Here is a 23,748-nt window from a genome sequence, read left to right as displayed (position 1 = left end):
GAGGAACCATAGTTATGATGCAAGCCAAAGATTTGCGGCTGACCTTTAATCCGGGAACGCCGATCGAAAACCCTGCCCTACGCGGTATTAATATGAACATCGCTGATGGCGAATTTGTGACCGTTATTGGTACCAATGGTGCGGGTAAATCAACGTTTTTGAATGCAGTCAGTGGCACAAACTTAGTGGATAGTGGTTCAATCTTACTCAATGGTATCGATGTCACCAAAAAGACTACCCATCAGCGTGCCCATTGGGTAGCGCGGGTATTTCAAGACCCGATGGCAGGCACCTGTGAGGCGCTAACCATTGAAGAAAATATGGCCTTGGCCTATAAACGTGGCGGCAAACGAGGGTTAAGTTATGCCTTGAACTCTAACAATCGTGAGCTATTCCGAGAAAAATTGTCCGTACTCAAGTTAGGCTTAGAGAATCGCTTAACGGATCGCATGGGCTTGTTATCAGGAGGTCAACGTCAAGCAGTCAGCCTACTGATGGCCTCATTACAGCCGTCTAAAATCCTATTACTCGACGAGCATACGGCCGCTCTTGACCCAAAGACCGCGGCTTTTGTATTAAAGTTAACCGATCAGATTGTCACTGACAATAATCTGACCACCATGATGGTCACCCACTCAATGCAACAGGCATTGGCACACGGCACTAGAACCGTGATGTTGCACCAAGGCGAAGTGGTACTCGATGTTGCAGGTGAAAAACGTCAAGGTATGACTGTGCATGATTTGCTGGATATGTTCGAGCAAACTCGTGGCGAAAAAGTCGAAGATGACAGCTTAATTTTAAGCTAGTTATTTAAGTTTGAGTACCATTAAAGTCGCTGATTTCAAATCAAAAAAACCTCAAGTGTATAATCTCCCTTGAGGTTTTTTATGGTCTACTGGAACGATGTTGGTGGTTGGATAACTAATAAATTTGAGATTACACCGATAATAGGATACCCTTGTAGAGTGTTAATGTTACATAGGTTTAACATAGTTGTAGCTTTATTTATCAAATAACAAACTATTTTTAATGATAAATGAGGGGCTGTTTTTAGTATTGTAACTATTACTTCAGGTGTATCACATACCAGTTGCTAGTGACATGTTCACCTAGCAATTTGTCACTAAGAGCCCATTAGTATCAACGAGTACCAGCCGTGACGTGTGCAGAAGCACAACTCTGTGTTAGTACTAATAATACTAGCTGTCCTACTATAGCCTAGGTTATTGACTTAGTGCTTATCTGTACTGATGCTATTAGTTTTGACCTTATAATAGGTATCTACTTGGTATTTATTACTAATAGCTTTGCGGCGTATGTATCGCTCGTGGGCGTAATGGGTACTCCATTATCAGACGCTAATAGTAACTAGTCGACCCTATATTATCACTGCCTGTAGCAATACTTGGTCGCCAGCGACTCAGATAGTATGGCACGACTTAATGTGGCTAATTAACAATTGTGACGACTCCTATACTGGCTTAGTGGTTTTTATTATAGTCCCAACAGTTTTTATAGAATCCAACAAAATTTTATTTATTTAAAACAATTGCGAGGTGTGAATTTGAAAGCTGAGTCATTGTTCCAATTTTCAGCGCTGACTATTATTGCTTTATTGGTCGCGTTTTATGGCGGTACTTACTTACTGTCTTTATTAATTAAAAAAGATAAGGAAACCACCTCTGGTTTTATGGTGGCAGGCCACAGTGTCGGCTTTGGCATGGGTGCGGCGAGTATGACCGCAACCTGGATTTGGGCGGCGTCATTTTATGCAGCTGCTACTTCCGGCTATAAATATGGGGTTTCGGGGCCGATACATTATGGCTTTTGGGGTGCGTTGATGATTTTATTCATCTATCCCTTTGGCATGCGTTTTCGTGAACTGGCACCTAATGGACACACTTTAGGCGAGCTTATTCATGCCCGTCATGGTTCATCAAGCCAATTAATTTTAGCCATATCTAACATTATGGGCAGCTTAATTAGCTTGATGGTCAACTTTACCGCAGCGGGTGCTTTGGTATCGGTATTGTCACCATTATCATTTCAGACTGGGGTCATTATTGCGGGTGTCGGGGTGCTTAGCTATACCTTAACCTCTGGCTTTCGCGCTTCAGTATTTACCGATTTTGCTCAATTAGTCGCCTTGATGGCGATTGGTATCGTTATTATTCCAGCAGTGCTATTCTCTATGGGTGGCCCTGCAGTCATGGTTAGCGGACTGTCGAACCTGACTTTTGAGCAGCAAAATTTCTTTTCATCTGAAGCCTTTTTTCAACAAGGTGCGCCGTTTTTTGTCGCCGTGTTGGCTTATGCTATTGGTAACCAAACCATCACGCAGCGCTTATTTGCGATTGATAAGACCAAAATCAAAGCCACCTTTGTCACCGCCACTGTCGGCTATGCCGGTATCGTTATCGGCTTGGGCATGATAGGTTTAATGGCAGTCACTATTGGTGTCGAGCCGCTCGATGGCAATATGAATAACCTGATTCCACAGATGGTTAGTACGTATCTACATCCAGTATTTATCGCACTCTTCTTTATTTTGGTTATCGGTTCCTTGTCATCAACCGCTGACTCAGATTTATCGGCTCTTTCAACCATTATGATGGCCGATGTCTATGGCAAAAATATTGCCAAAGAAGGTAAAGTAAAGCCAAAAACTATGATGCTAGTCGGTCGTGGCACTATGATTGTCGCCACTGCTGCCGGTCTTATTTTTGCCAGCTTCAAGCTTGATATTCTGGTAATGTTGGTATTTGTTGGTGCACTATGGGGGTCCATCGTCTTTCCAGTAATAGCCAGTGTGTACTGGAATCGAGTGACCAATACCGCCTTTACCGCAGCAGTAATCGTAGGGCTGTTATTCTTTTGTATCGCTCGCTTTGAGCTGATCCCGATCGTCGGTATAACGGCGCTATTCTTTGAAGTTATGGCCAGTGTTGGCGGCGCAGTGGTCATAGGACTCATGGTCTTTGGCTTCTTAGGTCGTAAAATAGGACTGTTAGCGACTGTCATTGCGCTGCTGTTCATGTTGATATTCGCCACCGGGTTCTTACGTCAATATATGGTGCTGATCGCCTCGTTGACCGCTTATGGCGTCAGTACTATCGTTTGTGTGATTGTTAGTCTGATGGGTAATGAACGCTTTGACTTTGACTTAATCCAACAGCGCGTTGGTAGTTACGATAAAAAGTCTAAGGTTGATGCGCAGCCGGCACCAGATGCTTAACGCTCTGGTAACAATTAACGAATGGGTAACTATTATAAGGAGTTAATATGGATAATGTTTATGTCTACGGATTTTATATTTTAATCTGGCCGGCGATTACGCTTGGGGTGCTGATACTGATTTGCACCGCAACCTATCGCGATATTAAAAAAGCTCAACGTAATAATACAGACATCGTTTAGCGTTTTGTTTCCTTCAAAGCGTATCTGATGGCTATTATGAGCAACATTACTGACATCACTAATATCACTGAGCAACAGCTTGGTGATGATTTCTTAAGTAATGGCACCAACATAAGCTGTTTATTAGAGTAGTAAAATAACCATTGTTAAGCCAATCAAGTATCAATAAGGCATAAATGCAGTGACGATGCTAAATAAAGTAGCTTTAAAGTAGTTTCGTTGAAGAAATGACTTGTAATTTTTAATATTTTTGCTAATATAGGCATCCTTGATTGGCTGGGTGGCAGAGTGGTCATGCAGCGGACTGCAACTCCGTTAACGCCGGTTCGATTCCGACCCCAGCCTCCAATTTTTTATTAACGTTACGTTAATTTTGGCTTGCTTTATCAGCATAATTGCTTATAATAGCGACCACTATCTAACAAGTAGTTTGCTTACCAATTAGCATGTGCTTAGTAGATAATACAAGTTTTGCCCGGGTGGTGAAATTGGTAGACACAAGGGATTTAAAATCCCTCGCTAGCAATAGCGTGCCGGTTCAAGTCCGGCTCCGGGTACCATATAGTAGTACAGAAAATACCGTTGACTAGTTATAGTTGGCGGTATTTTTTTGCGTGTATTTTGTGATGGCTTGAAAAAGCTACCCCAATTCTTACCCTTAGTGAAAATAGTGGTAATGCTCTTTGTTCTTAATGGCGACTCAAAGCCAGTGAAACGGACATATTTGGACTTATTAGCTCTTTTATGAAGCTACCAAACCAAAAAACCCACGCAATATTTATTATTGAGTGGGTTTATTTATTAGTAATCTATCGAAAAAACTTTAAATCACTAGCTATCTACTGGTAAAGTTTATCGTCCCAACACCCTCAGGCCCTTTAATAGTTAGCCTGCTATCCAAGATGTCGCCTTTTGCATTAATTTTGTAGCACTCTACTGATGCACCATTAGGATCAAAAGCTAACAAGGTGTTTTCTGAGCTATTAATACAGAACCATGCCGTGTTATTAGTATCTCGCGTCAAAGACCAGTCTTGGCTATACATGCCTATCTTCTTACGTTTGCTGCTGTCGCTATATACGGTCTCAGTTATCAACGGACTAGAATCGCCGACCTTAGCCAGTTTGGGGATAGTGGTCGTTTGAGTCGATAGCGAATACTCACCTGAACTATCAGTAAAACCCTGGAATACTAATGGCTTTAGAGTAAAATAATTGATAACCACTGATTGATTAATGACTTGATTGTTTGACTTGGTGATCGTGTTTATTTCGGTACCTTGTACCTGTTTATTATTGAACACCATGCTGCCTTTAGGCGTGACTTTAATGTCTGCTAATACATTTTGGTTGCCTACTACCGCCATTAACTTTTGGCTACGCTCTTTGACATAAATATTAAGCATCGCGGTCTCAACGGGATACTGAGTGACAACGTTATTCTGGTTTACGTTACCCGTCATTGTTCCACTATTTATACCACCAGCACAAGCGCCTAAGCTCAGTCCGAGCGCAATACACAATCCTAATTTTTTCATTATCAATCTCTTTATTTTAATTGGTTTATATAAATATTTACTATAGCTGAATCTCATACCAATGACATCTGCCAGTTACCTTCGACCCTGCTGTTATTACATCACTATAACAACTAACGATTTATAGAGCTTTGAAGGACAAAGAATACCTACCAGTCAAATCAATCAAGTAAAAGGTACCTTTATAGGATAAGCTAGAATATAGAATAAGCTAGCGTCAAACCATACCGTAGACTATCCTACAAACCAGATAAGCCCTTTAAACGCTTCAAATAGCAAGCTGCTATCAGGATTCAACGAGACATTAACAACTTGATGAACCTCAATGAGAAAAATAGGTAGTTAACAACAAAGACAATTAAATTTCAGGAGTGTATATGTCTGCAAGCAAAGAAGAGATTGTTGCCTTTATGGCATTAGAGTTTCCACAAGCTAAATTCATGGTTGAGGCAGTAGGTGATAATGGTGCGATCTTATCGCATGGTATTGGTATAGAAGAGCTGCGTCCTGGTGGCACGGTTTCCGGCCCCCTATTAATGAGCATTGCTGATGTAGCAATCTATGTCGCGATACTTGGTAAAATTGGTATTGTACCGTTGACCGTGACGACAAGCCTTACCATCAATTTTTTGCGTAAACCATCAGCGGAAGCACGTATTATTGCTGACTGCACCCTAATAAAAGCAGGACGTACGCTAATGGTAGGCGAGGTTTCTTTGTACTCAGAAGGCTCTAGCGACTTGGTCGCACATGTTGTTGGCACCTATTCCGTACCGCCCAAGCGTGACTAAACGACTTGATAAAAAGCTTTGTTTTTTGAACATTACTTTTGCTGCTAGGTCTATCAAAATGAGTTATAAAAAGTATAAAGCTTAATATCATAGTCGATTCAATTTAAGCAAGATACAGTGCGACTGGAATGAACTTTTGCGGCCTCTGTCACGCTTGCGGACAGTACGCAAGAAAGGTTTATACCAGTGGCGCACCTACTAATATCCCAACAACTATGGTCATATTGTAGCGAATATTTGATTGGCATTGAATAGTGAACTATACACGCCACTTCTGGAAGTTCTTGAAGGGGCCAATTTATGAAAGAGAAGCTAAACGACGTAGTCACAGTTGTGTCAAAACTTAGTGGCTCTGACAAACCACTCTACTAATTCACGGGCAGGAGCCTCATTCAAACACTGGGGACAATTAAGATAGGTCATTACACAATCATTTAAATCAGTCAGCATATGTAGTAATAATCCTAAACCAATTATTTTATAGGGCTTCGGCAAAAATAACATAACCGTATAGACTGCCATTGCATAATAAGTATGGAGCGGATGAAAATTAATGCTACAGCGATTGGGTGAGAAGATAGGCGTGGCTAACAAATGGTCTAAATCTACCAACATGGTTGCTAATAGGATCAAATAGACTCGTTTATAGTCGTCAGGAAAGAACATATAGGCGATAATCAGCGGCATGCCAAAATGTAGAAAATAATGGATAATAGTTTGAATCATCGTCTTATCCAATTTCAGATAGTTTGTAGTGGTATAACAATGCTAGATAAAGCATAAGAGATTTTTCGTCTATTCGAATGCATGGAAACAATAAGCCCTAAGCTGTGCTCAGCATTTCTAGAGGCTTTCTCTTGCAGGCTTTCTCTTGCAGGCTTTCTATTGTAACCAACCCTCTTTAGAAACAATAGCAGGTGGCAGATCCGTTTCTCCCAGTGCTTCCAATAAATTGATTTCGATAGTGCGTGACAAAGCGGTAAGTGGCAGATGGTTAGCGGCCAAGCCAAAAGGCTCTTCTAGCTCTTCACTGAGCGCGTCTAGACCAAAAAAAGTATAGGCGATCACAGCACAAATTAAAGGAGTCGCCCAGCCTAAAGAAGACACCAAGCCAAAAGGCAACATAAAGCAATATAGATAAGTAGTACGGTGTACCAATAGCGTATAAGCAAACGGCAATGGCGTATTCTGAATGCGTTCGCAGGCAGCCAAAACTACAGTCATAGAAGTCAGACGTTCGTCCATATTTTGTACCATAAGCTCCGAAAATAAACGCTGACGCCGACTATAGCCAAGCGTTTTGCCCATCAGCCGCATTAAATATTCAGGCAAATTTTGCGCCTGACGCATGCTGAGGTGGTGTTCTGACTCTACAAAGCGATCGACGTCCTGCCAAGGCGAGGTGTCACGAAGTCGATGCCTAAGTGCATGAGTAAAAGCGATGGCAAGGTGAATGATGCACCGCTGGGTGTGCCGTCCATTCTCAGTCTCCTCATCCATAAACGAGAGTACTTGCCGAGTCAGGCTGCGGGCATCAAATACCAGCTGGCCCCATAAGCCTCGAGCCTCCCACCAACGTTGATAGCTCGCATTGTTACGAAAGCCAAGAAACAGCGATAGAGTAATCCCAAGTAAAGTGAAGGGAGCGGTACTATAGGAGGAGAAAAAACTGGGAAACCAATGCTGAATGCTGGTTATTACAGCACTCAGCAAGGTGATCAGCAAAATTTGGAGATAAATCTTCGGGAGGATAGAGCCACGAAGGGTAAAAAATAGCTTAAGGGCATTGGGTTTGTGCCGGACAATCATGTCAGATTCCTAATGATTAGGTCCGTACGTGGGTCGTTGAATCTACAGTATGATTCCAATATAGGGTCGAAAGCTGTAAATTCAGCTCTACCACGAGTTTGTCGCAGACGATTAATTCAAGCACAGTAGTATGATGGGTTTCAGGTTTGATGTAATTGTTTTTTTATACTATTTTAATATAAATAATTATCATGCTATGAACCTATCATCCTGTGAGCATGTCTTAACGTCGCTACCAGGTACATATTCATATACATTGAGACTTTCAAATCATTAAATTCTATACTTAAGATCGCTCTAGACCCATTATTGAAAGCCCTTTTATAGTCTATACGCCCCCTGCCCCTTTACTTGATGCCTCGCTATTTTCTACCAAAATCGCAGCGGCACTTTTTTTGAGTGTCGCCCACTGCTCATCGCAGACATAGATCCCTTCTTTCCATGCACGTTGATGGGTTGCAAACAGCTCATCTGTTGATACTTTACGATCAAAATGTTGAATGTCTTTTTCGATATCAAAGTTAGCGGTCGACAGCTCAATAACCATATCATTAGTACTATAGTTGTTCTGTACCTCATTAAAAAAGTACAGATCAGGATAAACAAATCTTTTATCTAAAGTAAATATTGTATGCTTGGGTGCGCTGCCATTATCCCATTTGGCCAGACAAGCAATACCTTTTGCAGCGAGATTTACCAACTCGCTATAGGCCAACCAGCGATTGTGACAGTTGTGCAAATAGATTTTAAAATGATCGCGCTTGCCCATTTTTTCAAGGGCATAGTCCATCACTACCGGTAGATGACAGACCAGACTGCTGCCATGTAGATCTAAGCGGACTTCACTCTCGCCTTGTGAGACTATATCAATAGCGACATCACGTTCAGATAGGATAAAAGGACTGGCATTATTAAAGTGTAAGATACCATTGAGGCCCGCCATCTGTAGCTCTGCCACCATAGAAGCAATCAAATCAGCCTCACCTACTTCACGCTGCATGCCCAAAAAGGCTTTATTCACTGTCGTTACAATTTCATTATGCGATACGATCATGTCTTACTCCTCTCTATGACACTTATGAAGGTGATGGTGTCAGCCCATCCAGCATTTATAGCTTATTTATTTTTGGTAAAAGAGGAAATAGCCACTCATCACTGTGTACTTCCTTGAATAAAGGCGCCCCTTGGAATAGCGTGACTCGTACCCAGCGATCCGATCTAGGATCAAACTTAGTCGCACCAAACATAGACAATTTACAGCGTAATAAATGCATCGGTAATGCGGTCTTTTGCAACACGTTAATCTGGATATCACCCATTTTTTTATGGCCCATGGTCCAGACACGCCGAGCAATTGAACGATACTTTGGCTGGCTTAATATAAATTCAGAAAGAAGTTGCTGCGAATCGGCTTGTTGTAATGCTAAGTACAAATTATTCGCTTGTCTGCCAATATCCAATAGAAACTCTTTGTCATCGCCATGTTCTTGTCCACGCACGCCCATTCTTGGCTCCTCTTTATCCTCAGAGCGATACCAAAACCAATAGACATTATCTACTGCGGCAAAATCAATGCTGATTGCCCACTGATAACGCGCTTCTAATACTGCGATAAGGTCTTGAACAACCTTACCACTGGGTAGCGACATACTCTCGTCAGCATTGGCTTGCCCAGAAAATGGATCAACGCGCTCAGGATAAAGCTCCATCAGGCAAGAGATCATGACCTCTTGGCTCTCAAAACTCAGATGATCGTTACGCTGTAAAAAATCCGCCCAAGTGATGCAGGCTTCAAGTTTAGTTGTGAGATTGTTCTGTAACGCCGTTAACTCATTAACCACCCTACTATTTAGTACGATTTGTGGCTCGTTAATAGTCACCACTTCAGAGAAGTGCTGAATCGCACGGCTCGTTAGGTTTGTAAATATTGCTACTTTTTTAGGTTCAATATCACAAACCAATACCGCTTGTAGCCCACTTTCACGAGCGCTTAGCCATTGATCAACAACACAAGGATGATTAATTAAATAAGGCGCCATACCAAGGCCAGTGGCATTACCAATACCTAAATAGCGCTTAATTTCTGGATGTAAGCTGACTGCCTTGCTGCCACCCTTTTGCTCAGCCAAATAATCAACCCAATCAAGGCTGAATTCTCGCAGCAAATAAACCGCACACATCTGCGCGCGAAAAGACTGGTTAAAATCTTCGCTATGATTTAAAGGCTTAAAGTCAAAAATACCAAATTTACCGTTGCCATAGACCGCAGTGGTACGCAGGATATAACCCACTTGTGCCAACACATCAAGGTCAGGCTGCTGTCCATCGGCAAGCGAGCTGACAATATGATCAAAAACCCGGACACTTTTATTGGCACGCGCGAGCACCATGACCATATTAGAGTTGCGGCCCGCTTCTTGTAGCGGCACGTTGGCTTTTAGATTGGCCAGCAGCTCCTCGCCTATTTCGCCATAGACTAGAGCAAAAGTAACGTCCCACTTTTGCGCAATCACGCGATCATTACGCTCCTCATCAGCGATCTGATTGCAGAACACCACCAAGTGATAAACGTGTTCAGGGGTTTGTAAGCGATAAATAACTTGCCCATAACCATCTTTATCTAAATCCCAAAGATGTTTGCTCAACGTCCAGCTCTCTTTGTCAATTTTACGCAGTAACGTACGCACAAAGCTAATACGGGTTTGGTGCATTGCACCTAATCGCTCAGAATGCATCACCACATCCGGAGTGCGAGAATCAGGGGTACGTAAGCTGACTGCGTCTAGCTTGTTATTGACTGAATTATTATTGATTAATGGGCTGTGTTGCATGTTAATTACCACCTTAAATAATGGGTTAAGCCAACAACTTGTTTGATGCCTGTAGCTAATAGCGTTAATCGGCAAATAAATTATTGGCTATATTAATAACTCGCTTAGTCGATCTTTTTGGTAACGGTTTCTTTGGTACGCTTTTCCTCAGCGATGCGATGATTAGTCTCGACCCGGTTAGGACGATAAAGATCTTGGTCGTAAGCCATTTGCTGGGCAATTTTTGGGCCATTCCACAACGATGGAAGCAGAATAAAAGACACCGGCACAGCGGTAATGACGATAAAGGATTGCAAAGCAGTCACGCCACCTGCACCAAGCGAGATTAGAACGATAGCCGTTACCCCCATCATGATGCCCCAAAAGGTGCGAATCATAGCGTTGGGCTCGTGCTCACCACTGATAACCACACTGATGGTATAAGTCATTGAATCACCGGTAGTCACAATAAAGACCATGGTCAAAATGATAAACAGTAAGGAAGTAATCAAAGGAAACGGCAGCTGCTGTGTGATTGCTAACAACGCACCAGGAAGGTTAAAGCCTTCAAAAGCCGTACTGACACTACCCGGATTGGCAATCTCAAATGCTAGGCCTGAACCACCAACCACCGTGAACCAAAAGCAAGTGACTAGTGGGGCAATAATACAGACCGTTGTGATCAGCTGACGAATGGTACGACCACGGGAGATACGAGCAATAAAGATTGCCATCATCGGGCCATAACCCAAGAACCAACCCCAAAAGAATACCGTCCAACCACCAAGCCAACCTTCATCACCGCGATAAGTTGCCATCGGGATAAAGTTATGGATCATAGTGCCAACACCTTGAATATAGCCATTGACAATAAAGTTGGTGGGCCCAAATATTAGAATAAATAACATCAATGCTACTGCTAGGATGACGTTAAAGCGACTGAGTATTTGCATACCACGCGCAAGCCCACTAATCGCCGAGAGGGTATAAAGGGCAATAGCAAATATGATAATGATAAGTTGAGTGGTAAACGTATCAGGAATACCAAATAAGGTGTTGAGGGCATAGCTGGTTTGTAGACCCAAAAAGCCAATGGGACCGATAGTACCGGCAGCCACCGCGACGATACAGCAAGCATCAATAATTGCGCCGGTATGACCGGTAAGCACCCGTTCACCAAACATGGGGTACAGAAGCGTGCGAGGTTTGAGCGGCAAGCCTTTGTCATAATGTAAGTGCATAACCACAATGGCGGTCAAGCTACCGACGATCGACCAGGCTAAAAATCCCCAATGCATAAATGATTGTGATAGCGCATTGAACGCTCTTTGTTGTAGATCAGCTGATTCACCATATAAAGGCGGTGCTGAAACGAAATGCGCAATGGGTTCAGCGGCTGCCCAAAAGACGCCGCCACCAGCCAGTAGCGTACAAAATAAAATCGCCATCCATTTGAAGTTGTCCATTTCAGGCTTGGGTAGATTACCTAAAATAACCCGCCCAGTGCGGCCAGCCCCGACTGCTAAAGCAATTATAAAAGTCGCTAATAGTAAGATTTGCCAAAAAGGGCCAAAGATTTTGGCTGACCAAACAAAGCCTGCATTGACTACTTGGGCTAGCTGTTCTTCTGCAAAGATCGCCATAAGAACAAAGGCGATAATAAACCCGCCGCTGTACCAAAATGCAGGGTTTTTGAGTCCTAAAGTATCAGATGTGTCTTCTACAGGATTCAAAGCGCCGCCTGCTTTACCAGCATTATGCGAGCGTCCTTGCTCATTGTCTCGGTTAAATCCCTTTAAATCGGCCATGGTGTGGCTCCATATGATAGCGTTACATTATTTAAATTAGGGGTGCATCTAAACAGCTTTTCCTTGCCTTACTTTGCCTGACCACACGTTAATTTTCGATGATCTAAATGACCTTTTAAATGACCTTTAACCTTATACAATAATGAATACTGCCTATGCTTGTAGCATAAAGGTTTTTAAGCGACGGGTTTTATACCACTCTCAAGAAAATTGAACCAGTTCTGACCAATAATTTTTCCAGCATCCTGGTCATTGAAACCATGATTTAGCAGTCCGTTATAGATATTCTCCATGCCGTCCTTGCCAGCGAACCAGGGTAGCGTATCCGGCCAGCCTGAATTATTGGCATTGCCTTCGCCATAGTCCATCGCTTTTGACCAACGACCATTACGCATCCACTCAAGTACTGCTTGTGGTTGATTGAGGCACAAGTCACTACCAATCGCTAAATGCTCAGCCCCATACTTATCCGCACAATCAGCAATCATCCTACAGAAATCTGCAAGCGTGCAAGCGCTACCATTGGGCAAATGGAACGGGTATAGACTGAAACCTAATAGCCCGCCTGCCTTGGTTAAAGCGCTGATAACGGCATCAGACTTATTACGCAATGCTTCATGCGCAGTAGTCGGATTGGCATGACTGATACATATAGGTCGCGTGGACATCTCGATTGCCTCAAGCGTTGAGAACTCAGCGCTGTGCGACATATCAATAATCATACCGACCCGATTCATCTCTGCGATCGCCTGCTGACCAAAACGAGTAACACCGGAATCATTCTGCTCATAGCAACCGGTTGCTAGTAAGCTTTGATTGTTATAAGTCAGTTGCATAACGAGCAAACCTAAGCGGCGCATCACACTAATAAGGCCAATCTCATCATCAATCGGTGAACAGTTCTGCCCGCCAAAAAAGATACCCACTTTGCCCTGTTGCTTTGCCGTTTCAATATCAGACACTGAATAAACAGGCAGAATGAGGTCTGAATTTTGCTCAAAGCGCGCATGCCATTCAGCGAAGCGGGTCAAAGTCTGCCGTGAATCTTCGTGATAGACCAAGGTGGCATGTACCGCGTGAATACCGCTGGCTTGCAGCATTTTGAAATAGTCACGATCCCAATGGCTATACTGTAATCCATCAATGACGATATGGTCTTGGTACATTCTCAAATTCCTTTTATGTTTCTTATAGATATATTCGGCTAACTTCGAAACCAAGACAGTGTGGCTAGGACAAACTTTACCAACCACACTTCACTATTAGCATGTTTTTCTAACTGACTCTTAGTACGCTTTTTGATAAGCTGTTTTGACAATGGTATAAAACTCTTTAGCGTATTGACCTTGCTCACGTGGGCCAAAGCTTGACTCTTTACGGCCACCAAATGGCACATGATAATCGGTACCGGCAGTAGATAAGTTGACCATGACGCAGCCTGCTTGTACTTGCTCTTTAAACATCGCACTGCTACGCAAGCTTTGCGTAATGATGCCACCAGTCAAACCAAAGCGGGTGTCATTAGTCATAGCAATGGCTTCTTCTAAACTCTTCACGCGCATCACACAAGCCAGTGGGGCAAACACTTCTTCTTGGTTGATATCCCAGCTACTATCAGTCTCAGTAAATAAGGTTGGCGACATATAATAACCCTCATGCGGCATGTCTAAACGCTCGCCACCAAAGGCTAAGTGAGCACCGGCTTGCTTGGCTTTTTCGATCCAGTCCATGTTCGATGCGAGCTGCTTATCATCAACCACTGGTCCCATAAAAATACCCTCATCAAGTGCGTGACCCACTTTTAAGGTTTTCATTTTTGCCACTACCCCCTCAACGAAAGCATCATGAATACCATCCATGACAATTAAGCGTGAAGAGGCGGTACATTTCTGTCCTGAACCCCCAAAAGCACCCGCAACTGCCGAATCGATGGCCAGTTGTAAGTCGGCATCATCAGCGATAACCAAGGCATTTTTACTGCCCATCTCTAACTGACAACGCACAAAGTTAGGGGCGGTTGCCGCAGCAACTTTACGGCCAGTTGGTACAGAGCCGGTAAAACTGACCGCATCGATGTCTTTTGAGTTAATCAAGGCATCGCCGACCGTTGAGCCACCACCTAGTAGCAGGTTAAAAGTCCCTTCAGGCATGCCTTGACGGTGAATGATTTCAGCGATGGCCACGGCACTGGCTGGGGTTAAGTTAGCAGGCTTCCAAATGACGCTATTACCAAAGGCTAAGGCTGGGGCAATTTTCCATACCGCGGTGGCAGTTGGGAAGTTCCAAGGGGAGATAATAGCGACCACACCGACGGCCTCACGGGTGACTTCTACTTTGATTCCAGGACGTACTGAATCAGCAATATCGCCCATTTGACGTAATACTTCTGCGGCAAAATAATGAAAGAACTGTCCAGCACGATAAATCTCACCACGACCCTCGCCAAAAGGCTTGCCTTCTTCACGTGATAACAAGGTACCTAATTCATCACAACGGGCAATCATCTCATCGCCAATCGCTTGTAGAATTGACTGCTTTTTTTCCATAGGGGTTTTTTCCCATTTTGGCTGCGCTAGGCGAGCAGCAGCAATAGCATCTTCAACTTGTTGATTGCTTGCTTGGGAATAGTTACCGATGGTTTCGCTAGTATCTGACGGGTTAATGTTAGCAATAGTATCGCTACCTGCTTGCCATTCACCATTAATATAAATTGATTTTTGTGGATCTTGCTTATGTGCTTGGGTTGATAATGCTTGGGCTGACATAGTCGTGTCCTCAGTTAATTTCTTACAAGTAAAAAGTTGAATGATAAATAAAATCTGTAAATTACTAAAGCGTAAAAGGTGACCTGCTATTAAATTTTATGGTACTGCCGCATAAACCACTAGCTCTACCAGCATCTCTTCTCGCGCTAACCCTGATATGACTAGGGCAGCTCGATTTGGATAGGGCGCAGTAAAGTATTCAGCGTAGACTTGATTGACCATTTTTAGATACTCGCGATCTGTAACATAGATTAATACCTGTAATACCGAGTCCATACTGGTATTGGCACATTCTAGCGTGTGCTTCAGGTTATTTAGCGTTTGACGCGCTTGGGCTTCGATACCACCAGCGACTACCTCTCCATTGTCATCAATAGGAATTTGCGCAGTATATAACGTGCCATTGCTAGTTATTGCCCACTCAAGGGGCGATTTAGATGCATAAAGTGACGTTTTAACCGCTTGTTTGGTTGATTGGGTAGTCATGGATTCAATTCCTTTGAATGAGGTTTTTATAAATTATTTCTTAGCGTTCATCTGGTATGACATTTATGCTACGCCCTTGTTAGTGATTAATCTAACCAATTAAATATTAAATATGATAGATTTAATCTATCACTAAGATTATAGTATTTCTGATCATATTAATAAGCACACAGGCGCTAACCACTATGAAACTACAGCAGTTACGACATTTTTTATTTGTGATAGAAGAAGGCGGATTTCGGGCGGCAGCCAATCGTGCCAATCGCTCACAAGCAGCGATATCGGCATCAATCAGAGAGCTTGAGAAAACACTGGATCAGCGTTTGTTTGAGGTCGGCAACAAAGCGACACTGACACCTTTTGGAGAAAGCTGTGTCCCCAAGATTCAGCAGTTTCTGAGTGTTTATCAAGCGTTAGCAGATGATTTGCAAGCCATAGCATCAGGGGATAAAGGCAAAATAAGAATTGCTAGTGTGCCATCGCTGGTCACCAAGCTACTGCCTAGCGTATTGGTCGCCTACTCAAAGAAATATCCCGATATCGAGATTGTGTTGATAGATGATAATTCTATTGGTGTGGCAAATCGATTACTAACGGGTGAAGTGGATTTAGCACTGGGTAACTGTACCAGTATTAATCAAACAGATATTGATTTTACCTTGCTCATATCAGATCCAATTGGTGTGGTCTGTCTTAAAAGCAATGAGCTGAACAGTAAATTAAGTCAGTCGCAAGGGCTAAAATGGGAACAACTCATGACCCAGCCATTTATCTACAATGGCACCTGTAAGCTGCTCGAAAACACCCCTGCAGAAGCGCTTAACCGCAAAGCTCGTTACACTATAGAAAATATCACCTCCTTATTTGCATTATTAAGAAACGATCTGGGTATCACGACCTTGCCGAGACTCGCCTTCCCATCTAATGAGCCTGAGTTGATCTGGATAAGCTTAATCGACCCTTCTTTAAATAGACAAATTGGTATTTTCAAATTGGCTAATAAATCCATTTCCCCAGCGGCTCAAGCTTTTTATGAGCTATGTATTGAGTATGTTCAGGAGAACTACTTGTTGTGATGTCCTACCAAGTACTATTACTTTTAATCCAATATAAAACTAAACTGTCTGCCACAAGCCTTCAACATTAATGCTATCTGCTTTGATAGTTGGATAATCAGAAAAAGTCAAACGATAGCCACCGATAGTGTTAGAGCTGATCTGACAACGTGCTCCTAACGGAAAGCTTTGCTTTTTACTGATATGACCAAAGCTCATGCCATTATAAATAGGCAATCCAGTTAGCTTATGAAGCTGTCGAATAACGGTTGCCACATCATAACGAGCATCATAGCTGTCTTCACCTGCTCCCGATAATGCGCCAAATACGATGGCTTGTTGACGCTTGAACACGCCAGCCAAATACAGGTCATATAGCATGCGCTCAATTCGATATGGCTGCTCACCGACATCTTCTAAGAACACAATACCACCATCAATACGCGGTAGATAATCACTGCCCGTCAGTGCCGATACCACGCTGAGGTTACCACCCCAAATAGTACCTGTTAAGGTCTGACTCATTATATAAGAGTCATCACTCGCAAGAATGGTGGGTAACTGCTGACTGGTCAATGCCGCACTCTGAACATCAATAGTTAGATTTGGGTTGCTTAACGCTTCGGCAAACTGCCGACAACTGACCTTATCAGGATTACTCTTGCCAAACTCACTATAGAGCATCGGGGCGGCAAGCGAACTCATGCCCCCTTGCGCCAATAGCGCACACTGGATAGCGGTAACATCGCTGAAGCCTGCCAGTATGGTACCGCACTCTTGCATGATGCGCCCTAATGTTTGCCAATCTATCATGGGCAATAAACGTACCGCACCATAACCACCACGCACGCCAAGCAGCAGTTTGGGCACAGCTATAGCACCCGTCGCAATATTTTGTAGATCGCTAGCGCGCTGCGAGTCCGTCCCAGCAAAGCGCAAATATTGCCGACTAACGATAGCCGAGTTAGCTACCTTAAACCCCGCACATGCCATACGCGCTAGTGCCAACTGGTTACGTGCATCATTGTTACCCACGTTGGAGCTGGCAAATAGGCGAGTCTCAATATTAGGTACTATACAATGTGCGCGTGGCACTAGCACCTGTGGTGACGGTTTGTCTTCAACCGTTACTCTTGGTAGGTCATCTTTGGTCAGCTGCGCGCTACTATCTTCATTAATGCCTGTAGCTGCTAGCGACTGCGAGATACCTTGAGTTGCCAGCAAACCTGCCCCTGCACCTATACCTACTTGGCGTAAGAACTGTCGGCGACTAAGCTCAGACTTTACCGCTGAGTCTATTGATAGTTGCTCTAAAGCTTGTTTGGTCGGGGGCATAGTCTACTGCTATAGTCAATGAAGAGTAATATCGATACCTAACATACTGCTGGCATAAATTTTTCTTGCTTGCTGTGCCTAGGCAGACAAAGGCTGCAAAAAGCTTATACCAGCAGTACCGTCGCGTTTTTAAGGTGTTTTAACTGTACCTTTTGTCTTTAATAACATTCTCTTAAGAATTTATTTTTTAAGAATTTATTTTTTAAGAGCTTTTATTTAAGAGCTTTTATTTAAGAGCTTTTATTTAAGAGCTTAGTTTTTACTATTTTATATTTGGGACTTAGCTGCTAACCGTTTTTTTCAGCACTGTATTTTAATGCTTTGTTTTAATGCTTTGTTTTAATGCTTTGTTTTAATGCTTTGTTTTAATGCTTTGTTTTAATGCTTTGTTTTAATATCCTGCTAATTGAAACACGACACTTTAACTGACTTACTAATAAAAATAATGGCGCAGCCCTGATTTATGGTTGGCTTTTTGCTATTATTAAAATTAGAGACTGAGAGTTAATCATAAACAGTTACTGCTACCCACGCACAACAAATCACTCAACCACCGCACATGGCGCGCGCTGACACTGTTGTTATAGTATGAGATAATTAATATTACACTAGGAGAATGATAATGGCTGGTAATAAAAAAACCGATGAAATGCTGGATGCTGATCTTGAGTACATTATTAACAAAGAAGAGACGCTCAAAGAAAAGCTCAAAGACAGCAGTTATCTTGAGCGCTCTGGTAAAGACCTAATGTTATTTATGAGCTTGGTGAAAGACTATTACCAAGGTAACTATCGTGATGTACCCTACAAGACTATCTCAGCAGTGGTCGTTGGCTTATTATATGTACTCAACCCTATCGATGTCATCCCAGATTTTATTCCGATTATCGGCCATATTGATGATGCGTTAGTCTTGACCTTTTGCTTGAAATTGATCAAAAAGGATCTAGAAAAGTATCAGACCTGGAAAAAGAATCAGCCTTCTGGCAAGACGTCTACTGATTTAAAGAAAAAATCCTAACTGCCTTGATTAACTGTTGCTAAGAATCAGGGACATCGTAACGTATTTTTTCTGGATTCAGGCTGAATGAATAAACAAAGGTGGCGACTATACTATTAATAATAATAAAGGGTAGATCAAGGGTGACATGGCCGAGTGCATAGCGCCCAATCATCCACGAAACAATCAGCATAATAATAAAGAAACCACCCATATAACCTAAAATCGTGGGATGCTTCAAACTATACGGCTGCTCTGGCGCAGGTTGCTTTTCTAGCACATAGGTGCGTATTGCCCAACCCGCTGCATAAGAGAACCCACCTAACACGACATAACTAAAAAAATTCATATTCACTGACCATATATTTGCTAGATGACTGCTGTCATATCATGCTACGTTGCGAATTATAGGCTACTGGTAGCACAAACTAAAAATTATTGACGGTACATTACTGCTAGACACTGTCATTCACATTATCTATCACCATATTGGCGTGTGGATTGGCTAAAATATCAGTATTAATATCATCGCAATCTACTCGGTAAATAGTATTGGCCCCTTTATAAATATACGATAAATACTCACTATCAAGCAGCGGATCGATATTGGCATAAACAGATTTAACATGTGCTAGGACCAATACCCTATCAGGGCGCGCAATAACCGCATCGACATTATCAGGGTCAATAGAGAAAAACTTAGGTATTTGACTCTTATCGACCACTTCTAACCGCTCAGGGGTATCCCAAACACGCTTGGCACTAGCAGGCTCTTTCATTTGCATAACCCAAGTGCCATCTTGTTCACTGACTTTTATTTGCGCGGGCTCATCATTACTCACGGTATAACAGCCTTCAAACACCGATAAATCCGGTTCAGTAGTGGCCGCCTTATCAGCCACCGCCGTGGTGCTAGTATCATTACAACCTGCCAAAAATAGTGCACTGCTCGCAGTGATGCAGACAGTCAATAGGGTCAATTTTTTGCGCATAACGTCTGAGCGTAAAGCCATGGTATGGTCATCCTGCGTTAAAAAGCTGTATTATGAAAGACTTTACTGGAAGTGTTTTAATGATCGGTTTTGGCATAACTAGTTTTTTAATAAAATGTTAGACAAAATCTATCGCTGTACCTGTTATGACCCTGTCATTACCCTTGGTTTAAGCCAGCTAAACCATAGATAACGCCGTTAGTTATACTTATTTTAACAGAAAATTAGCGCGTTGCTACTTTGATATGTCGATATACTATTTCATGCATTGCTATTGCCCATTTTGGCGACGAATTTGTTATAATCAAGCCCAGTCATCAGTAGCTGATAAATATATTACCAGTAGCTACCTAACGCCTACCAAGCCTCTCATGCCACTACGCGTTTACCCTTTATTAGACCAATGAGTTTTTATGTCAGACCACAATATGCCTGTACAACAAGCCACTAAAAATAACGCTATTGATCCAATGGCAGCCAAAATAGACGCGACGATTGCTTATACTGATGGGGCCTGCAAAGGCAACCCAGGCGCAGGCGGCTGGGGTGCGCATCTGATATTTAGCGACGGGCGTACACAAGATTTATATGGCGGTGATAGCGAGACTACCAATAACCGAATGGAGCTGATGGGAGCTATTCAAGCGCTTAAACATAGCCCACAGGCGCAAAAGCTTGAAATTTGGACCGACTCAAGCTATGTTAAAAACGGTATTACCGATTGGATCGATAACTGGAAGAAAAAAGGCTGGAAGACGGCCAGCAAAAAACCAGTTGCCAATCAAGACTTATGGCAGCAACTAGATGAGCTACGTCGAGCGCGTGACGTTAACTGGCACTGGGTCAAAGGTCATGCTGGACATCCTGGTAACGAAAAGGCCGATGAGCTGGCAAATCTTGGTGTGACTTCCAGTAGTGAAGCACTGATTGGTAACGATATAAATAACGATGCGCTTAAAACCAATGTCACCATAACTCTGGACGATTCTGCTAAAAAAAAAGAGCAAATAATGCCTAACGATAATCGAATAACTTCTGATGATGATTGGCTAAAAAATGATCCATTGGGCTTTAATATGATCGACGATGAATCAGATGGCATTATAGATGATGGCATTATAGATGATGGCATTATAGATGATGATATTATAGATGATGATATTATAGATGATGATATTATAGATGATGACGTGACAGCTAACATTGTGACCCAGCCGATGAGCAGCGCTTCAATCAGTAACGCTCCAGTGAGTACTAAAGCCATGCCAGCAACCAATACCTCAATACAGACTACCGAGCCCGCCGCGCCGAATGATGCGCCAAAATTTGACGGCGATACCAGCCGTGCTAATCCCCATTTTCGACCACTATTGCCACAGCCCATTCATCGCCATGAAGCCAGTCGTCAGCTGATTATGGATACTGAAACCACAGGTTTAGATCCGCTTAAAGGCGACCGAGTTATTGAAGTGGGTATTGTAGAAATGATTGACCGTAAATTCACGGGTGAAAAACTACATGTCTATATCAACCCGCAGCGTAGCATGGATGAGGTAGTGATCCGTATTCATGGGATCTCTGAAGCATTTTTAACCGACAAACCAACCTTTGACCAAGTCGCTAAATCACTGTACGAGTTTATGGATGGGGCAGAAATCATCGCCCACAATGCCTCGTTTGATATCAGCTTTTTGTCGATGGAGTTCAATAAGGCAGGCATCACAGACTTTGCGCAGCGGATAAAAGTAACCGACTCGCTAGCAATGGCCAAACAGCAGTATCCTGGACAAAAGAACACCCTAGATGCTCTGGTACGCCGCTTAAATGTTGGTAAGCAAGACCGTACTTTCCATGGCGCATTATTGGACTCAGAGATCTTAGCGGAAGTCTATTTGGCAATGACTGGTGGTCAGGTCACTCTCGCCATTGAAGAAGACAGCCAAACGGACGGCGCGCCCACTGCCCATGCTAACTTTGCCCAGCTGGCGTCTTTATTATTAGCATCTACCGTAGATCAGACCACCGATCAGAGTTGGTATACCGCATTAGCAGCAGACTACCCTGAGATACAGGCTAAAATATCACAGTGAATAAATTGCTAATGGCTTATGATACTGCCAGGCATACAGCACGCTTTTAATGACTCTGATAGCAACCATCACACCCTTATGAATAAACAATCGTCATCACTTCTATATCATTATATTATAGATAACCACCTCTCGTGATCAGCAATTGATGGGAAAAACTATGAACCAGTCTGAGCAAATGACACTAACTGCCCCAACCCATAGTATTACTAACTTCGATCTACCATCACTACATATATTGCATGATGAGATTATAATCACGCTCAAAAATACTGAAATTAATTTGGGCAAATTTAATGACGATAATACTCAAGCCCCGTTACTATTAGAGTCTATTAACGTCTTCAAACAGCTATCCGGTATCTTTAAGATGATTGCGCTAGCGAGTGGACAGGTACTAAGTAATGCTATCGTTCATAGTCTTCAGCGGCTTTATGATGGTGCTGATAATAATGATACCGCGTTAATTATGGACTTGTCAGAAGCTATCATGACGCTTGACCGCTATATTGAATTTGTACTGTTAACTGAAACGGTAGAGCCGACCCTATTACTGCCTATTATCAATAAGCTACATACTTATGAAACAGAGCCCGCTATCACGGTAGATTATTTCACTAATTTTAGTAATAGCAGCGTGATTATTGCTAACCCTGAACAAAACTTCCAACCACTGAGTGAGCTTAATCTCGATAATGACTTATTGGCCTATGCTTATCGCAGCGGCCTTGGAGTAGCGCTACACCATCAACAGGGCATGCTCAGTCAAGATGATCAGCAAAAACTAGAGGCTATGAGCGCTGCCTGTACCTTGATAGCGGCGCATACAAGTAGCCTGTTTTGGCAAGCAGCAATGGTTGCGGTCACTGATCTTGCAGCCACGTTACCCCTGAGTCTTAGCCAAAAACATACGCTCATTTACTTGGAGCAACAGTTTCATAGCTACCTGCCAATAATGGACAGCCGTTTTGCTGACTTGGTGAGTTTTGCCTTCCAGCGTAATAATAAAAAGTGCCCGCTGCTGCGTGAGCAGTATGCGCTTAACCGACTAGAAGGATCACAATACGAGCAGATAAAGCGCTTCTTACTTGGTCCCAACCGTGCGCTTACGGATACTTTAAACAGCATTATTCAAACTCAAATTAATACTATCAAAGAAAATGTCGATAATTATGCACGCGGTGATATGATCAACCCTGCCACTATGCAAACCGCACAAATCATCAATGCGCTTAAAGAGCTGAGCTCAGTATTACACTTGTTAGGCTTGTCAGGTGCCGCAACCAGCTTGCGTGCAGCGGCAGATGCGATAACCGACTGGCAGACACCGTCTCCTGAAGATTTTGATCATTTATTGTTAGCGTTAATGCATGCTGAAAATGCAGCCATTGCTATGGCAGAAATGCATACCCCAGGAACGGTTTATTTGCCACTGAATAACCCTCATATTTCATTGCACCAACTTAATACTGCCTATAACACCCTAGTACAAGAGAGTCGTACTGCCATTGCTAGTGCGGAACAAGCCATCAATGATTACCTATCTGAGGCAGAGCGGGATATGCTTAATATTCAAAATATGCCTGAGATGCTACGCCAAGTTGCCGGTGCTGTACGTTTTTTACAACTACCAACCGCTGCCAACATGCTCAATCAATTGGCAGATTATATCCAACAGTGTCTCACAAACGAGCAGCGTATCGAAGACGATAGCCTCACTTATATCGCTGATGTGATGATGGCAGTAGATTATCGCTTGGATGGGTTTGAGCACAATCGTCCTGTGAGCAAGTGCTCGCTTGATGTCGCTCAGTACAGCTTAAGTCAGTTACTTGCTGCTTAACCATTAT

19 protein-coding genes, 2 tRNA genes and 1 pseudogene are annotated in these 23,748 nt (G+C 42.9%); 10 read left to right on the top strand and 12 right to left on the bottom strand.

The window, feature by feature from the left end:
- Positions 1-14: 14 nt before the first annotated feature.
- The 5 genes from H4W00_RS06825 (at position 15) to H4W00_RS06805 (ending at position 3,980) form a co-directional block, all read left to right on the top strand.
- Positions 15-809: an ABC transporter ATP-binding protein gene (locus H4W00_RS06825; protein WP_209956827.1), complete on the top strand. Its 795-nt coding sequence runs from the start codon at positions 15-17 to the stop codon at positions 807-809.
- Positions 810-1,582: 773 nt separating this feature from the next.
- On the top strand, positions 1,583-3,238 hold the full coding sequence (locus tag H4W00_RS06820) for a sodium:solute symporter family protein (RefSeq protein WP_209959021.1): 1,656 nt from the start codon (positions 1,583-1,585) through the stop codon (positions 3,236-3,238).
- Between the two features lie 47 nt (positions 3,239-3,285).
- Complete coding sequence (locus H4W00_RS06815) at positions 3,286-3,420, top strand: putative transporter small subunit (protein ID WP_209956826.1); 135 nt, start codon at positions 3,286-3,288, stop codon at positions 3,418-3,420.
- 274 nt (positions 3,421-3,694) lie between these two features.
- Positions 3,695-3,768: transfer RNA gene (locus tag H4W00_RS06810), tRNA-Cys, on the top strand.
- A 125-nt stretch (positions 3,769-3,893) separates the two neighbouring features.
- Positions 3,894-3,980 (top strand) — tRNA-Leu (locus H4W00_RS06805).
- 275 nt (positions 3,981-4,255) lie between these two features.
- On the opposite strand, the gene H4W00_RS06800 is transcribed toward H4W00_RS06805, so the two are convergent.
- Positions 4,256-4,957 carry a hypothetical protein gene (locus H4W00_RS06800; protein WP_209956825.1) on the bottom strand — a complete coding sequence of 234 codons (702 nt, stop codon included), beginning with the start codon at positions 4,955-4,957 and terminating at the stop codon, positions 4,256-4,258.
- Between the two features lie 377 nt (positions 4,958-5,334).
- Between H4W00_RS06800 and H4W00_RS06795 the strand changes: the two genes are divergently transcribed.
- A complete protein-coding gene (locus H4W00_RS06795) occupies positions 5,335-5,748 on the top strand; it encodes a PaaI family thioesterase (protein WP_209956824.1) in 414 nt (137 codons plus the stop codon).
- A gap of 336 nt (positions 5,749-6,084) precedes the next feature.
- Here H4W00_RS06795 and H4W00_RS06790 read toward each other — a convergent pair whose 3' ends face one another.
- The 8 genes from H4W00_RS06790 to H4W00_RS06755 form a co-directional block, all read right to left on the bottom strand.
- Positions 6,085-6,474, bottom strand: a complete 390-nt coding sequence (locus H4W00_RS06790) for a DUF6122 family protein (RefSeq protein ID WP_209956823.1) — start codon at positions 6,472-6,474, stop codon at positions 6,085-6,087.
- 156 nt (positions 6,475-6,630) lie between these two features.
- Positions 6,631-7,557 (bottom strand): bestrophin family protein, encoded by a 927-nt coding sequence (locus H4W00_RS06785; protein ID WP_209956822.1) that lies wholly within the window; start codon positions 7,555-7,557, stop codon positions 6,631-6,633.
- Positions 7,558-7,885: 328 nt separating this feature from the next.
- Positions 7,886-8,611 (bottom strand): DUF3726 domain-containing protein, encoded by a 726-nt coding sequence (locus tag H4W00_RS06780; protein ID WP_209956821.1) that lies wholly within the window; start codon positions 8,609-8,611, stop codon positions 7,886-7,888.
- A gap of 55 nt (positions 8,612-8,666) precedes the next feature.
- Complete coding sequence (locus H4W00_RS06775) at positions 8,667-10,388, bottom strand: hypothetical protein (RefSeq protein WP_209956820.1); 1,722 nt, start codon at positions 10,386-10,388, stop codon at positions 8,667-8,669.
- 104 nt (positions 10,389-10,492) lie between these two features.
- Positions 10,493-12,175: a BCCT family transporter gene (locus H4W00_RS06770; RefSeq protein WP_209956819.1), complete on the bottom strand. Its 1,683-nt coding sequence runs from the start codon at positions 12,173-12,175 to the stop codon at positions 10,493-10,495.
- Between the two features lie 176 nt (positions 12,176-12,351).
- A complete protein-coding gene (locus H4W00_RS06765) occupies positions 12,352-13,341 on the bottom strand; it encodes a membrane dipeptidase (RefSeq protein ID WP_209956818.1) in 990 nt (329 codons plus the stop codon).
- 120 nt (positions 13,342-13,461) lie between these two features.
- Positions 13,462-14,940 (bottom strand): aldehyde dehydrogenase family protein, encoded by a 1,479-nt coding sequence (locus H4W00_RS06760; protein WP_209956817.1) that lies wholly within the window; start codon positions 14,938-14,940, stop codon positions 13,462-13,464.
- Positions 14,941-15,036: 96 nt separating this feature from the next.
- On the bottom strand, positions 15,037-15,426 hold the full coding sequence (locus tag H4W00_RS06755; RefSeq protein WP_209956816.1) for a RidA family protein: 390 nt from the start codon (positions 15,424-15,426) through the stop codon (positions 15,037-15,039).
- A 185-nt stretch (positions 15,427-15,611) separates the two neighbouring features.
- Here H4W00_RS06755 and H4W00_RS06750 point away from each other — a divergent pair, with 185 nt between their 5' ends.
- Positions 15,612-16,502 (top strand): LysR family transcriptional regulator, encoded by an 891-nt coding sequence (locus H4W00_RS06750; RefSeq protein WP_209956815.1) that lies wholly within the window; start codon positions 15,612-15,614, stop codon positions 16,500-16,502.
- 39 nt (positions 16,503-16,541) lie between these two features.
- On the opposite strand, the gene H4W00_RS06745 is transcribed toward H4W00_RS06750, so the two are convergent.
- Complete coding sequence (locus H4W00_RS06745; protein WP_209956814.1) at positions 16,542-17,816, bottom strand: LD-carboxypeptidase; 1,275 nt, start codon at positions 17,814-17,816, stop codon at positions 16,542-16,544.
- A gap of 808 nt (positions 17,817-18,624) precedes the next feature.
- Here H4W00_RS06745 and H4W00_RS12720 point away from each other — a divergent pair.
- Positions 18,625-18,729: pseudogene (locus tag H4W00_RS12720) on the top strand (YkvA family protein); the annotation flags it as partial.
- Positions 18,730-18,856: 127 nt separating this feature from the next.
- On the opposite strand, the gene H4W00_RS06735 reads toward H4W00_RS12720, so the two are convergent.
- Together H4W00_RS06735 and H4W00_RS06730 are read right to left on the bottom strand one after the other, a co-directional pair.
- Positions 18,857-19,165: a hypothetical protein gene (locus H4W00_RS06735; RefSeq protein ID WP_209956812.1), complete on the bottom strand. Its 309-nt coding sequence runs from the start codon at positions 19,163-19,165 to the stop codon at positions 18,857-18,859.
- 106 nt (positions 19,166-19,271) lie between these two features.
- Complete coding sequence (locus H4W00_RS06730) at positions 19,272-19,829, bottom strand: hypothetical protein (protein WP_209956811.1); 558 nt, start codon at positions 19,827-19,829, stop codon at positions 19,272-19,274.
- Between the two features lie 392 nt (positions 19,830-20,221).
- Here H4W00_RS06730 and dnaQ point away from each other — a divergent pair, with 392 nt between their 5' ends.
- Together dnaQ and H4W00_RS06720 are read left to right on the top strand one after the other, a co-directional pair.
- Entirely contained in the window at positions 20,222-21,898 is a 1,677-nt protein-coding gene (dnaQ, locus tag H4W00_RS06725; RefSeq protein WP_209956810.1) for a DNA polymerase III subunit epsilon, read from the top strand.
- A gap of 160 nt (positions 21,899-22,058) precedes the next feature.
- Positions 22,059-23,741: a hypothetical protein gene (locus H4W00_RS06720; RefSeq protein WP_209956809.1), complete on the top strand. Its 1,683-nt coding sequence runs from the start codon at positions 22,059-22,061 to the stop codon at positions 23,739-23,741.
- Positions 23,742-23,748 lie beyond the last annotated feature (7 nt).

It is taken from the genome of Psychrobacter sp. PL19, from assembly GCF_017875835.1.
GTDB lineage: Bacteria > Pseudomonadota > Gammaproteobacteria > Pseudomonadales > Moraxellaceae > Psychrobacter.
This window is presented reverse-complemented; position numbering and strand designations above follow the sequence as displayed.

Coding starts and splice junctions, on each gene's coding strand:
- H4W00_RS06825 (WP_209956827.1), top strand. CDS start 15: ATGATGCAAGCCAAAGATTTGCGGCTGACCTTTAATCCGGGAACGCCG.
- H4W00_RS06815 (WP_209956826.1), top strand. CDS start 3,286: ATGGATAATGTTTATGTCTACGGATTTTATATTTTAATCTGGCCGGCG.
- H4W00_RS06800 (WP_209956825.1), bottom strand. CDS start 4,957: ATGAAAAAATTAGGATTGTGTATTGCGCTCGGACTGAGCTTAGGCGCT.
- H4W00_RS06795 (WP_209956824.1), top strand. CDS start 5,335: ATGTCTGCAAGCAAAGAAGAGATTGTTGCCTTTATGGCATTAGAGTTT.
- H4W00_RS06790 (WP_209956823.1), bottom strand. CDS start 6,474: ATGATTCAAACTATTATCCATTATTTTCTACATTTTGGCATGCCGCTG.
- H4W00_RS06785 (WP_209956822.1), bottom strand. CDS start 7,557: ATGATTGTCCGGCACAAACCCAATGCCCTTAAGCTATTTTTTACCCTT.
- H4W00_RS06780 (WP_209956821.1), bottom strand. CDS start 8,611: ATGATCGTATCGCATAATGAAATTGTAACGACAGTGAATAAAGCCTTT.
- H4W00_RS06775 (WP_209956820.1), bottom strand. CDS start 10,388: ATGCAACACAGCCCATTAATCAATAATAATTCAGTCAATAACAAGCTA.
- H4W00_RS06770 (WP_209956819.1), bottom strand. CDS start 12,175: ATGGCCGATTTAAAGGGATTTAACCGAGACAATGAGCAAGGACGCTCG.
- H4W00_RS06765 (WP_209956818.1), bottom strand. CDS start 13,341: ATGTACCAAGACCATATCGTCATTGATGGATTACAGTATAGCCATTGG.
- H4W00_RS06760 (WP_209956817.1), bottom strand. CDS start 14,940: ATGTCAGCCCAAGCATTATCAACCCAAGCACATAAGCAAGATCCACAA.
- H4W00_RS06755 (WP_209956816.1), bottom strand. CDS start 15,426: ATGACTACCCAATCAACCAAACAAGCGGTTAAAACGTCACTTTATGCA.
- H4W00_RS06750 (WP_209956815.1), top strand. CDS start 15,612: ATGAAACTACAGCAGTTACGACATTTTTTATTTGTGATAGAAGAAGGC.
- H4W00_RS06745 (WP_209956814.1), bottom strand. CDS start 17,816: ATGCCCCCGACCAAACAAGCTTTAGAGCAACTATCAATAGACTCAGCG.
- H4W00_RS06735 (WP_209956812.1), bottom strand. CDS start 19,165: ATGAATTTTTTTAGTTATGTCGTGTTAGGTGGGTTCTCTTATGCAGCG.
- H4W00_RS06730 (WP_209956811.1), bottom strand. CDS start 19,829: ATGGCTTTACGCTCAGACGTTATGCGCAAAAAATTGACCCTATTGACT.
- dnaQ (WP_209956810.1), top strand. CDS start 20,222: ATGTCAGACCACAATATGCCTGTACAACAAGCCACTAAAAATAACGCT.
- H4W00_RS06720 (WP_209956809.1), top strand. CDS start 22,059: ATGAACCAGTCTGAGCAAATGACACTAACTGCCCCAACCCATAGTATT.